Here is a 13,797-nt window from a genome sequence, read left to right as displayed (position 1 = left end):
GGCTGAATTGTGGATATCGTCTGGCAAGACGCCGCCTTAACCTATCGGTAACGCATGATGGGTGGGCGCTCGGATGTTGACGGCACGGATATTGCTCGACCGGGTTTGGAAGACCGCACTGACCGTGCTGGCGCTATTCTCGCTGGCGGCACTGCTGTCAGTTGGCACCACCGCGGTAGCGACCGCTGCCAATACAGGCTGTCTGGTTGCGGCCGGGACGGCGAGCTGTACCGACGTCCCTGCCGACGGCATCGACTACACCAACGACCCCACCGTGGTCGAAGTCGAGACGGGAAACGGGACGCCGGGGACGACTACGGTCAATAGCGGCGTGATCGGCATCAACCTCAAGAAGAGCGGGGTCAATACCTCCGACTCCGCGACCGGAACCGACTACCAGAACGTCGTTACCATCGACATCAATCCGGATCCGGCCGTCACGACGAACTGGGATGTCCTGGCCGACGGAAACAATGTCCCGATCCGCGTTCCCCCGCCGTCGGGCGACTACATCCGCAAGACCGGTACCGACACCTTCTCCATTGGCGCTCAGAACTTTGCGAGCAGCGACGCGCTGGCGCAGTATCTGCAGAACGCCTCTGTCGCTACCGGTGGAACGGTCAGCGGCAGCTTGACCGTCACCAACAGCAATGGCGGTCAGGGCGCGAACTTCACCACAACGAATGCCGATGGCATCCATGTCGAGTCGCTTGGCGGCAAAGGCGGCAATGGCGGCTGTACGACCATCCTGCTCGCCACCTGGTGCGATAATGGCGATGGCGGCGGCAACGCCGGGTCGGTGGCCGTCAACAATGACGGCACGATCGTCGTCAACGGCACCGGCTACGGGGTTTCGGCTACCAGCACCGGCGGCGCTGGCGGCAATGGTGGTGGGTCGTTCGGACTTTTCGCCTCCGATGCCGGGTCGGGTGGTAACGGCGGCAACGGCGGTGATGTCACGGTGGTGCTCGGCGTCAACTCGAACATCACCACCTGGGGCAACGGTGGCCATGGCGTCTATGCCGTCAGCAATGGCGGCAATGGCGGGGCCGGCGGTTCACCTTCGGGCGCGGTGGCGCTTGGCGATGGTGGCGGCAGCGGCGGCGATGCCGGCGAGGTGACCGTCTCCAACGATGGCAGCATCACGACCCACGGAACCAAGGCTTACGGCATCTTTGCGCAGAGCATGGGCGCTGGCGCCGGATCGGGCAGCAGCTCGGGCGGTATCGTCGCCATCGGCGGTAATGGCGGCGGAGAATCCAGCGGCAACAAGGTGACGGTCAGCAACACCGGGGCGATCGAGACCTGGGGCACTGATTCCTTCGGTATCCTCGCTCAGTCCATCGGCGGCGGTGGCGGTGACGGCGGCAGCAGCGGAGGCCTGTTCGCGGTTGGTGGCCGCGGCGGTTCGGGCGGCGGCTCCGACCTGGTCAGGGTGTTCAACTCAGGCACCATCACGACCCACTCCACCGGTTCGGCCGGTATCTTCGCGCAATCGGTCGGCGGCGGTGGCGGTAATGGCGGCAATGCCTATTCCGGGAGCGTCGGCGTCTCCGTGGCGGTTGGCGGCAATGGTGGCCTGGGTGGTGCGGGTGGCAAGGTCATCGTCAACGAACTGGGAGCAGGTCAGACCGTTGCCGATCTGGGCATCGGCACCATAACCACAGGCGGCGATCGCTCGCACGGTATCCAGGCGCAGTCGATCGGCGGCGGCGGCGGCAATGGCGGGTTCGCGGTTGCGGCGAGCATCGGCCAGGGCTTCAGCCTGAACTTCGCCTTGGGCGGCAACGGCGCCAAAGGCGGGTCTGCCGACACGGTGGTGGTGAACGAGAAGGGACAGATCACCACTACAGGTAACCAGGCTCACGGCATTTTCGCGCAATCGGTGGGCGGCGGCGGTGGCAGCGGCGGCGGCGCCGTCGCGGCCGGCGTGTCGTCCGGTTACACCCTGAACCTTGCGATGGGCGGCGCCGGCGACGAGGCGGGACATGGCGCCATGGTCACCGTGAACGCCATGGGCAGCATCGACACCACCGGCGCGCTGTCGCACGGCATTCTTGCGCAGTCGGTCGGCGGCGGTGGCGGCAATGGCGGCTACTCCGTGGCCGGTGGCGTTGGCGCCTTGACCGGCTCGGTCGGCCTGGGCGGCTCCGGTGCCGGTGGCGGCAACGGTGGCACGGTCAATATAGACGTCAGGGGTATCGACGCGACCGACATGACCATCCACACGCGCGGCCCCGGCTCGCACGCGATCTTTGCGCAGTCGGTGGGTGGTGGTGGCGGTAACGGAGGGTTCGCCGTCGGCGCCGGTATCGGCGGGGGCTCGATCAGCGTCAGTCTGGGAGGTTCGGGCTCCGGTGGCGGCACTGGCGGACAGGTCAATGTCGAGAACCGCGACACCTTGCTGACCGATGGCGCCGGCTCCTACGGTGTTCTCGCGCAATCGGTCGGCGGCGGCGGGGGCGATGGCGGCTTCTCATTCGGCGGTGCAGCCGGCGTAATGGCCGCCTCAGTCGCGGTCGGCGGCAAGGGCGGACAAGGCGGCAACGGCGGTAACGTCGGTGTCGACAATTACGGCAACATCACCACGCAGGGTGATCTCAGCTTCGGCGTCCTGGCCCAGTCGATCGGCGGCGGCGGCGGCAATGGCGGCGGCGCGGTTGCCGCTACGATGGTCATCTCGGTCGAGAACGTTCCGGCGATCGGAGCCTCTGTCGCCATCGGCGGTGCGGGCGGCACGGCCAGCATCGGCGGGCATGTCATCCTGAACAATGACGGCAGCATCACCACGGGCACCAAGACCGTCGACAATAACGGCACACCAGCTGACCTTACGGACAACACCATCACCCGCACCGGCAACGGGGCCCATGCACTCTTCGCTCAATCGGTGGGTGGCGGTGGCGGTACCGGCGGCTTTGCAGGCGCCGGAACGCTGTCGATCGGCTCCGGCGCCAGCTTCGCCGTCGCAGTCGGGGGCCGCGGCGGCAGCGGCGGCAATGCCGGTATCGTCGAGCTCACAAACACCGGTGACGCCATCCATACCTGGGGTGACGGAGCTGACGGCATCCACGCCCAGTCTGTCGGCGGTGGTGGCGGCGATGGCGGCTTTGGCCTCGCACTTGCTGCCAGCATCGGCGGCGGGGAAATGACCAATATCAGCGTCGGGGTCGCCATCGGCGGCAAAGGCGGCGCGGGCGGCACCGGCAACACAGTGACGGTCGACAACTCGGGCGCGATCACTACAGATGGCGCCAAGTCGAACGGCATCTTCGCGCAATCGGTGGGAGGCGGCGGCGGCACGGGCGGCTTTGCGGCGACCGGCACGGTGACGGTCAGCCAGACGTCCGGCGGTGTCGGCGTGTCAGTCGGCGGTGGTGGCGGCACCGGCAACTTCGCGCAGAAAGTAACGGTCGACAACAGCGGCGCCATCACCACCTATGGCACGGAATCGCTTGGCATCATGGCCCAGTCCATCGGCGGCGGCGGCGGTAACGGCGGTCTTTCCGTGGTCGCGCAATTCGGCGTCAGCCAGGCCGACTCCGCGCAGATCGGCGTATCGGTCGGCGGCGGTGGCGGCAGCGGCAGCTATGGCGGCGCAGTGGATGTCGACAACCTCGCCGGCGGCAGCATCACCACATACGGCTTCGGCTCGCACGGTATCCTCGCCCAGTCGATCGGCGGCGGCGGCGGCAAGGGCGGCATGTCGGTCTATGGCGGCATCAGCCTCAGCGGCGCCGGTACCACGCTGAACGCGGGCGTCTCGGTTGGCGGCAACGGCGGCACCGGCGGCTATGGCAATACGGTAACCGTCGAGAACAGCGGCGCAGTCCGCGTCGTTGCCGACAATGCCATGGGCGTCGTCGCGCAATCGATCGGCGGCGGCGGTGGCGACGGTGGCGGCTCGATCGCCGCGATGCTTGGCGTCACCAACGTCACCAACGAGGATGCAGCGACCTACCAGGCAGTGGTGTCGGTGGGCGGCGTCGGCGGCAGCGGCAATTATGGCGGCGCGGTGACCGTTACCAATAGCGGTTCGATCGTCACCGGCAGCATGACGCTCGACGGCAAGGTCATCAGCGGCCTGGGCGGCACCGGCATCTTCGCACAGTCGGTCGGCGGTGGCGGTGGTATCGGCGGGCGGGCCAACGCGATCAACGTCGTCGCGGGTCCGAAGTGCAGCCTGCCGGTGATCTGCACCGCGGCGGAGAACCAGGGAAACAACATGGCGCTGACCGCAACGGTCGGCGGCAATGGCGGAACTGGTGGGCATGGCGGTATCGTCACAGTGGTCAACACTGGCGAGATCGTCACGATCGGCGATACGGCCGATGGCATCTTCGCGCAGTCGATCGGCGGCGGTGGCGGCACGGGCGGCAATGGCATCCTCGGCACGGGTGAACTCCTCCCCGTCCCGGTCGAGCTGCTGTTCATCCCGGTCGGGCAAACCGCGATCTACAAGGACATCAGCGTTGCGGTGGGCGGCAACGCCGGGGCCAGCGGCAACGGCGCCCTCGTCGATGTGACGAACTCCAGGAACATCACCACGTTCGGCGACTACTCGAACGGCATCTTTGCCCAGTCGGTCGGTGGCGGCGGCGGCGTTGGCGGCAAGGCGGTCATCGGCGCAACCGGCAAGATCGGTGTCGGTGGTGAAGGCGGCGCCTCTGGTGACGGTGGCAAGGTGAAGGTGGCCACCACAACCGGCGCCGTCATCGAAACCTTCGGCGTTGCCTCGATGGGTGTTTATGCGCAGTCGGTCGGCGGTGGCGGCGGCATGGCCGGCGCAGTCGATCGTGCTCTCGCGGCTGGTCTCGACACGCCCTTGGGTCATCTTCCGGTCAATCTCGGCATTGGTCTGGCATTCGGCCAGGGCGGTGGCGCCGGTGGCGACGGCGGGATCATCGACGTCGACGTGACCGGCTCGGTGCTGACCCACGGCGACGGCGCGACGGGCGTGTTCGCCCAGTCGGTCGGCGGTGGCGGCGGCGTGCTGGGTGGGCTCGGCAACGACCTGCCGGTACTCAACCTGCTGTCCTGGCATGTGGGCAGCAACGGCGACGCGGGCAATGCCGGCGTGGTCACTGTCGATGTGAACGGACTGATCGCAACCGCGGGCAACGCCGCCACAGGCATCTTTGCCCAGAGCACCGGTGGCGACGGCACCGCCAGCGATGTCACCGTCACTGTGGCCGGCTCGGTTCTGACCGCAGCGACCTTTGCCGGCCACGAGAACGATCCGCTCCGCGGCTATGGCTCGGTGGGTATCATGGCCCAGAGCGCGGGCTGGGGCGGCAATGGCGATGTGATCATCAATCTCAATAGCGCCAGCGGTGTGGTCAGCGGCGGCCGCACGGGCAAGGTGCTGATTGATGCCTCCGACCCGGACAACCTGAAATATGCCGATTACAAGGGCATCGGCGTGCTTATCGTCGATGGCAAGGACAACACGCTCACCAACAAGGGATTGATCACGACGGCCGATGGTGTCGATGCGGGCTGGGCCATCCTGGCCGGCGGCAGCGACCCGGACAACCTGACGGCCGCCAAGCAGCAGAAGGGCGGGAACGAGGCGATTTCCAACTTCGGCACCGTGACCGGCTCGATCGATCTGGGCATCGGCATCAACAGCTTCGTCAACGAGAACAACGGCACCATCGCGGGCACGTTCAACTCGGGTCGTTACGTCAACCTCGGTGATGGGAACCTGCTGACCAATAACGGCTGGATGTCGACCGGCGGCAAGAGCAAGGTGATGACCACCGCCATCAACGGTAACATGGTGCAGTCCGCGTCGGGCATCTATGGGGTCGACCTTGACCTCGCCAAGAGTTCGCTGCCGGGGGACCCGGCGCAGCTCGGCGAAGCCGATCTGATCGACATCGACGGCACCTTGGCGATGACGGGCAAGGTCGACCTGACCCTGCTCAACATGGGCAACGCCCTGCCGGGCGAGCATCAGGTGGTGATCGCCAGGTCCGCGGTGGCTCTGACGGGAACGCCGGAACTCACGGCTCCAAAGTCGATCGTCGCCACCTATGCCCTGTCGCAGACCGAAAAGGAGCTGCTGCTCAACTACGGCATCGACTTCGATGTCGACGGCCTGAACCCGAACCAGAGCGCCATCGGCGCCTATGTCAACGCCTTCCAGCTCGCCGGCGGGTCGGATGCGCTCGAGCCGGTGGTGGCGTCGCTGTTCCAGATTCCTGACCTCGAAACCTATCAGGAGACGCTCGACAAGCTCAGCCCCGAGCCGTACCTGATCAACGAGACGCTGGCGATGCTGGCCGGGCTGCAGTTCGAAAACTCGCTGATGAGCTGCAAGATGCAGGACAGCGTCGACGCCGAAGGCCAGTGCGCCTGGGCGGCAGTCAACCAGCGCAAGACCGAGCGCTCCGAGACCGATACCAATCTCGGTTTCGCCCAGACCAGCTACGGCCTCAGCGCCGGAGTCCAGGCTCGCCTCAACGACAACTTCGTCGCCGGCATCGGCGGCTCGTGGGAGGATATCGGCACCGAGAGCAACGACACGGTCTCGAGCACGGGCAACCGGTTCCAGGGCGGCGCAGTGTTCAAGGGTGTCTGGGGCAACACCGTCCTTGCCGGCGCGATTACCGGGGGCTGGTCGTCGCAGAACGTCTCGCGCTTTGTCGATATGCCGCTGGGGCCGAGCTACGTGCTCGAAGGCACCCAGGATATCGGCTTCGCCTCGGCCCATGTGCGGCTGTCGCACAGCATCGAGCAGGACAACTGGTATGTCCGGCCGATGGTCGATGTCGGCGTGACCCAGGTGAGCGTCGACGATTTCGCCGAGACCGGTGGACCGGTGGCGCTCGAGATCGAAGGGCACGACGAGACCTATGTCACCGTCGCTCCGTCGGTCGAACTGGGTGGTGAGATGGAGCTTGGGGACGACGCGATCCTTCGCTCCTTCATCCGCGTCGGGGCGCTCGATGTGGTGCTTGGCACCAGCCCGCAGATCTCGGCCGGGTTCGCCGGCGCGCCGGACGGGGTCGACCCGTTCACCATCACCGGCGATCTGGACCAGGCCCTGTACGACGTGACGCTCGGCTTCGACGTCATCAGCGACAACGGCGCCACATTCCGCCTGACCGGTGACGCCAAGGTCGGCGATACGGTCAAGAGTTATGGCGGCTCGATGAAGATTTCCGCGCCGTTCTGATCCAACCGGTCGAACTGCCTGGAGAGAGCGGGAGGGGTGCGGGCGGATCGCCGGCACCCCTCTTGCTATCGGGGGAGCGCGGGCGGAGTGCCCTGATCTTTGGAGCTCGTCAGAGGAAATGGGCCGAGCCGCGCGCCGCGCTTGGCGCGGCACACGTCGAGGCCGATGGGCGCCCCTGTGGGGCGCCGCCTACCGTGGACTACTGGATCTTGTCGTAGGCGGCAGTGAAGCCGTTGAGCGAAACCGGCACCGCGATGTCACGCTGGCCCACGTCCTGGAAGGTGATCGAGAGCGTCGTTCCCTGCTTCAGCGCAGCGAGGAGTTCGGGCGACACGACGTTGCCGGCATAGCAGCCGCCGCCGTCGCAGGTCTGCAGCGGTAAGGTCTCGAAGGGTTTTTCGTCGACGGCAAGCTTCAGGCCGGCCGGCAGGTTGAGGCCGGACGGGGTCTGGATCATCATGACAGGCGTCTGGCTGTCGGCCGGCAGCCGAACGGTGACGGCAGCCAGCAACTGCCCGCTATTGGACAGCACGACGCGCTGCTCGATCACACAATCGGGCGTGCTGCTCCGTCCGTCGCTGGCACAGCGCGCCCCCCAGGGAGCCGGCGCCGGCGGCGCGGCCGGCTGAGCGGCGGCATCCTGGCCGATGACCGCCCCTGCCCCAGCCATCGACAACAAAACCGCGCCAGGGAGAGCGCCAATTCTGAGAAACCGCAGTGCCGCTTGCATGATCTCGACCATCTACTGAGCCGAGAAAGTAGTAACTCATCCGTCGTTAGCGGTCCACGAAAGACGACGACAAAAGTTGTAAATTGTTCCCGCGCAAGGCGCCGCCGAACGCCGACCGGCAAAGCAACAAAAAGGCCTCCGACTGATCAGTCGGAGGCCCAAAAATCCCGCCTAGGTGCCGGACTAGAAGTGGAAGTTCACACCCACCTTGAAGGTCTCGGCAGTAATGTCGAAATCGTCGGGATAACCTTCAACGTAGACGCTGCCAAAATCATGGTGAAGGTACTCAGCCTTGACCGAGATAGTGTCGGTCACGAAGCTCTCCACGCCAACGCCGGCGACCCAACCGGTGATCGACTGGCCAACGTCGTAGGTATCGAGCGCAGCCCATGCCGCACCAGCGGTACCGTAAAGCAGCACGCTGCCGACCGCGACACCAGCACGGCCACGCAGCGTGGCCAGACCATGAATCCCATCCTCAGGATCAAAATGGTCTTCGTCGTCGCCTTCGTTGATGGCTGCAAAGGCCGCGTCAGCCTCGAGGCCGAGCACAACGCCGCCGAGGTCCCAGTTGTAACCGAGCTGAACCCCGCCGAGCCAACCCTGCAGCTGCGAGGTGTCGTCCGAGTCCCCGTCGTGAAGGAACCCCGAGAAGCCGTAACCGACGCTAGCGCCAGCGTAGAAACCGCTCCAGCTAGAAGCAGCGTCCGCGGGAACATAGGGATCGGCGGGAATCGAGAGATCGGCCGCAAAAGCCGAGCCCGCCGAGAAAACGAGGGCCGCTACAGAGCCCAGAAGAAGAGCGCGCACAGTAAATCTCCATAGTTCAATGACCCGCTCCTACAGGGATTCAGCAGTGATCAAAAGAACTTATGGCGACAGTTTACTCGATTGAGGCCGGAACGTGTCCCCAGCGCCACACGTGTGGCGGCTCGTCTCAGGGACGCCAGACCGCTCCGTCCGGCGAACGCCGCGACACGAGGATAATCTAGGTTGGGGAAGTTGGAGGCCACATCCGGAATCGAACCGGAATACACGGATTTGCAATCCGCTGCGTAACCACTCCGCCATGTGGCCTCACGAGGGCGGTTCATAAGCGAGGCCACGGCTCTACGCAAGGTGCCTCAATAACGCATTCCGAAGGAAACCCGCCAAGTTCCGGAACATCCTCGAAAAGCTCGACCAAGCGCTCCTCCCTCAGCCCTGGGCAGGCGTGCAACTGGTCAAACCGAAACAGGCAGACCAAGCCTGCGGCTGCAATGGCGATGGCTTCGTATGGAAACGATCAAACTCGGCCCGGCGATAGGCGGGCGCGGTCAGTCTCGCGGAACCGCTCGGAGGCGTAGCGAGAGCGGGCCTGTGCATTGATCTTCAAGCCACGGCGCTTGCACCAGTCGGGGAACTCGTCGGGGTCGAGCTTGATGGGGACGACGCGGAAGCCGGCGATCGCAAGCTTCCCCGCAGTTGCCTCAGCCAGGCCCAGCCATTCGTAGTAGGTTGAAGGAAGCTCGTCTCTATCCTCAAAGAGCACGAGCAGCCGCTGATAATCGGCGCGCTCCAACCAGGCAATGCCAATACCGCCCTCGGCCCGGGATCGGTCCATTTCACTCTCCCTGTCTGCGCGCAGGCCCGCGGATCCGCACCCGAAATCCACGCCTAAAGCAGGCTCGCCGAGCCCGAGGCCCTGCAGACAATCAATGGGCCGGCCGTTGCAATCGCAGCCTGTCTGCAGGAGCATGGCCCGGAACAGGATCCGCGCCGTGCCCGCCACTCCTACGCCTGCCACCCCGCCCACTGCGCATATCGACCGCGTGCTAAAACGAAGCGAACTGCTCGCCGCGCCCGAAGCGGTGGTGCTGCTCGAAGCTCCGGCAGGTATGGGCAAATCGGTGCTGCTGGCGCAGCTGGCGGTGCAACTGGGAGTGAAGGTGCATCGCGCCGCCTCGGCGCCACCCGACGGCGACCGCCCGCTCACCCTGTGGGATATTCCGCCAGGCAGCCTGCCAGGCCCGCTGCCGGAGGCCTTCGTTTCCGGGGAGCGGCGCATCGTCGTCGCCAAACGACCCGAGACGATCCTGCCATCGCTCGACCGCGCCATCATCTACGGCCGGGTCCGTCGCCTCGGTATCGCCGATCTCCTGATCGGGCGGGACGAACTCAGGCAGACGATGCCGGCCCGCCTCGCAGAACGCGCCCATCAACAATCGCGCGGCTGGCCGATCCTGCTCGGCAACTCGGGGACCGGCGAGGACGTGCTGGCGCGTTTCCTCGGCAGCGAGTTGCTGGAGCCGATGCAGGCGGCTGAGCTCGCAGCGCTGGAAGCCTGGATCGAGGGCGTCGATACCCCCGCGGTTGCTCCGGACCTCAGGACGCTGCTCGATCCGGTCCGCCCGGCGCTGCGTCAGGCGCTCGCCAGCGAGATCACGGCGCGGCGCCAGGACACTGATCGGGCAGCCGAATTGGCGGCGGGCTATGCCGAACAGGGCCTGCTAACGGAGGCGATCACCACCCGGCAGGCGATCGGCCGCTACGACGAGGCATTCGCCGCCTACGCATCGGGCGGCGGGCGGTTCTACCTCTACCGGCACGGAGCAACCGCCTTCGACCGGGTGCTCGCCGGCTTTCCCACCGACTACGCACTGGGCAATGATACGCTGGTGATGAGCCTCGCCATGCAGGCGCTGAAGCGCGGCGAGGTGGCGCGGGCTCGTCGACTGCTCGCCGACCGCTTCGGCTCGGGGATCAACGACTTCCACAGCGTGTTCACGCACCGCGACCGCTACAGCACCGATCTCCTCGCCTTCCGCGTCGTGATGCTGATCTACGAGGACTACCAGCTGACCGACGAGCTGTTCGAACAGGTGTTCGACACCCTTGGCGATCTGCCGCTCGACGACCACATCGTGCGCGGCAGCTTCTACAATTCCGTGCTGGAGTTCTACATTCGCGGCCGACGCCTCGCAGCTGCCGAGGATGTGGCGCAGCGCGCGCTCTACCATTACGAGCAGGCCAAGGTGCCGATGCTCGCCTTCTATATCAGCCTGCACCAGGCCCTGATGCGGCTGCTGATGGGCGATGCGAGCAACGCTCGCCAACACGCGGACCAGGCCGCCCGCTACTTGCGGGCCGTCGAGTTCGACAGTCCGGGCGATGATCGCCTCCTGGCGCTGCTCAATGCCTGCGTCGACTACGAAGGGGGCAAGCCGGAGCCGCTGGCGCGCTTTCTCAGCACCGAGCTCGACGACTTCGTGCATGGCGAGATCTGGCCCAGTTTGATCGAGTTCGCGCTGCACTATGGCAGCCAGGCGCTGAGCGAGCATTTCTCCACCATTGCGGCGCGGAATTTTCTCGACCGGTGGCGGGTTTATCAGATTTCCAACCGGCAGTTCGGCCTGATGATCGAGTTGCGCGAGGCAGCGATCCTGCAGAACGCCAACCGCTGGCAGGAGGCGGCCGAGAAGACCGCGGCCCTCGCCACCCGCGTCACCCGCGCCTGGGTTGCGGCTGCCGGCGAGGAACTGGAGCGGCTCAAGGATCGCGACGAGATCGTGCAAGCGATGATCTGGCTGCGCCACATCGTCTTCGAGCAGCCTACCCGCCCCCACCTCGAGCGACAGCTGAACTTCCTTATCGGCAACCTGAACCTCACCGGCCGCCAACGGCTCTGCGCCGAGATCTGGCTGGCCTTCGTCTACAAGCGACAGCGCAACCTGTCCCGCGCGCGGAGCCTGCTGCAGAAGGTGTTCGAGGAAGCGGCGCGGCTGGGCGCCATAGCGCCACTCGCCGAAGAGCGGGTGTTCCTCAGCGAACTGATCGAGCAGCAACGCATCGGGGAGTACCTGGAAATCTCGGTGCCGGTACGCCAGGTGTTGCGCCGGCTGCGCGATGGCGGCCTGCCGAACTCGGCGCTCGGCGTGCAGAACGGTCTCAGTCGGCGGGAGACCAAGGTGCTGCTGATGATCTCGGAAGGCTCATCCAACAAGTTCATCGCCAATGCGCTGGGCCTCAGCGAAGCGACGGTCAAGTTCCACTTGTCCAATGCCTATCGCAAACTCGGGTGCCGGCGGCGTCGCGAGGCGATCATCGCGGTACGCGCTCTCGGACTTGTCGGCTAGAACCTAGACGATTTCATCCAAAACCTAGCCTTGAGGCCGATGCCCGCCTGTTGCGAAGCTCGCCTTATCGGGCTCGTGCGACCGCATGGTGACAGCGAGCGATCGAGGGTGCCGGCGCAGCCGGACCGTCGCGGCGTGGGGGTAATGCGCCGGGGCGGCTAACGACGGGACAGGAACATCCATGACCAAGCACAGGCTTCTTGCAGCAACTGCACTTTCGACCCTCATGCTGGGCGCAGCGCCCGCCATGGCGGTCACCGTGACGATGAACACCGTACAGATCTTCGGCACCATCGATCCGGCCAAGATCTCGGACTACACCGACTATATGGCGGCGGTGAACCTCTATGACGGGCTCGTCAGCGTCGACTCCGCCGGCAACATCATCCCGGAGCTGGCCGAGAGCTGGACGGTGTCGGACGACGCCAAGGAAGTCACCTACAAGCTGCGCGACGATGCCAAGTTCGCCGACGGCTCGCCGGTCGAAGCCAGCGACGTGGTCTATACCGTCGAGCGCCTGCTGCGCATCAACCAGGGCCCGGCCAACCTCTTCGCCGGCGTGCTGGCGCCCGGCTCGGTCACCGCCGTCGACGCCAAGACGGTGAAGTTCACCCTCTCCAAGACTTTTGCGCCGTTCCTCACCACGGTGCCCGCCATCTTCATCCTCAACGAGGAGTTGGTGAAGGCCAATGAGGGCTCGGATGACGGTCAGACCTGGCTCGCGACCAATGTCGCGGGCGCCGGCGCCTACAGCCTCAAGAGCTGGGATCGCGGCAGCCAGATGACGATCACCCGCAACCCCGATTATTACAAGGGGTTCGGTGCCGGCCCGATCGACGAAGTGCGCTGGATCATCACCAATGATGAGGCCACCGTGCGCTCGCTCGCCGCTTCGGGCGAGCTGACCATGTCGAGCCAGTTCCAGTCGCCCGACACCTATACCGCGCTCGAGGGCATGGGCCGCTTCACCATCGCCAAGGAGGAGACGTCGACCGCCTTCTACCTCAAGCTCAACAGCAAGGCCGCGCCGACGGACGACGTGCATATCCGCAAGGCCATCGCGCTCGCCACAGACTATGCCACTATCCGCGAGGTGATCTCGCCCGGCGGCGTGCTGTCGACGCCGCTGCCCAAGGCGTTCGCCGCCTTCCACGCCGACGATATCCCAGAGCCGGTCTACGACCTCGAGGCGGCCAAGGCAGAAGTGGCGCAGTCGAAATATGCCGGCGCGCCGATCCCGATCACGCTCGGCTATGTGGCCGGTACCAAGTTCGAGGAAGAAATCAGCCTGTTGATGCAGTCGAACCTCGAGCAGCTCGGGTTCGTGGTGACACAGCAGGCCGACCCGTGGAACCGCATCACCGAGATCGCCGGCAAGGTCGAGAGCACGCCGAACGTCAACCAGATCTTCTTCGGCCCGACCTATCCGTCGCCGGATTCGATGTTCTTCACGCAGTACCACTCGGAGGCGGCCGGCACCTGGGCTTCGATGGAGTGGGTGCAGAACCCGGAGATCGACGCGCTGATCGACGAAGCGCGCGGCACCGGCGACACCGCCAAGCAGGCCGATATCTACAAGACCCTGCAGCACAAGCTGGTCGACCTGCAGTCCGACGTGTTCCTCAACACCCAGACTGTGCAGCACGCCATGGACAAGTGCCTCACCGGCTTCAAGGCGGTGCCGATGATGTCGTTCGACTACGACTTCACCCGCTACAGCTGGACCTGCTGATCGCGCGGCGTCCCCGGCCCAAGACGGGCCCGGGGAC

The 13,797-nt window shown here is 65.6% G+C and carries 6 protein-coding genes and 1 tRNA gene; 3 read left to right on the top strand and 4 right to left on the bottom strand.

Translation table 11 applies throughout. The features are described 5' to 3' along the window. Positions 1–91 precede the first annotated feature (91 nt). The gene (locus APS40_RS20400; protein ID WP_055048792.1) at positions 92–7,183 is read left to right on the top strand and encodes an autotransporter outer membrane beta-barrel domain-containing protein; all 7,092 of its coding nucleotides are present in this window, start codon (positions 92–94) and stop codon (positions 7,181–7,183) included. Positions 7,184–7,382: 199 nt separating this feature from the next. On the opposite strand, the gene APS40_RS24625 is transcribed toward APS40_RS20400, so the two are convergent. The 4 genes from APS40_RS24625 to APS40_RS20380 all read right to left on the bottom strand — a co-directional run bounded on the left by APS40_RS24625 (position 7,383) and on the right by APS40_RS20380 (position 9,684). Next, entirely contained in the window at positions 7,383–7,853 is a 471-nt protein-coding gene (locus tag APS40_RS24625; protein WP_197279374.1) for an invasion associated locus B family protein, read from the bottom strand. A 243-nt stretch (positions 7,854–8,096) separates the two neighbouring features. After that, the gene (locus tag APS40_RS20390) at positions 8,097–8,723 is read right to left on the bottom strand and encodes an outer membrane protein (RefSeq protein WP_055048790.1); all 627 of its coding nucleotides are present in this window, start codon (positions 8,721–8,723) and stop codon (positions 8,097–8,099) included. Between the two features lie 193 nt (positions 8,724–8,916). Then, a tRNA-Cys gene (locus APS40_RS20385) sits at positions 8,917–8,990 on the bottom strand. A 208-nt stretch (positions 8,991–9,198) separates the two neighbouring features. Next, positions 9,199–9,684, bottom strand: a complete 486-nt coding sequence (locus APS40_RS20380) for a hypothetical protein (protein ID WP_197279540.1) — start codon at positions 9,682–9,684, stop codon at positions 9,199–9,201. Here APS40_RS20380 and APS40_RS20375 point away from each other — a divergent pair. After that, on the top strand, positions 9,674–12,028 hold the full coding sequence (locus tag APS40_RS20375; protein ID WP_236884146.1) for a helix-turn-helix transcriptional regulator: 2,355 nt from the start codon (positions 9,674–9,676) through the stop codon (positions 12,026–12,028). The genes APS40_RS20380 and APS40_RS20375 overlap by 11 nt on opposite strands. Positions 12,029–12,209: 181 nt before the next feature. Next, entirely contained in the window at positions 12,210–13,760 is a 1,551-nt protein-coding gene (locus APS40_RS20370) for an ABC transporter substrate-binding protein (protein ID WP_055048788.1), read from the top strand. The last annotated feature ends 37 nt before the right edge of the window (positions 13,761–13,797 follow it).

Source organism: Devosia sp. A16, from assembly GCF_001402915.1.
In the GTDB taxonomy this organism is placed as follows: Bacteria; Pseudomonadota; Alphaproteobacteria; order Rhizobiales; family Devosiaceae; genus Devosia_A.
This window is presented reverse-complemented; position numbering and strand designations above follow the sequence as displayed.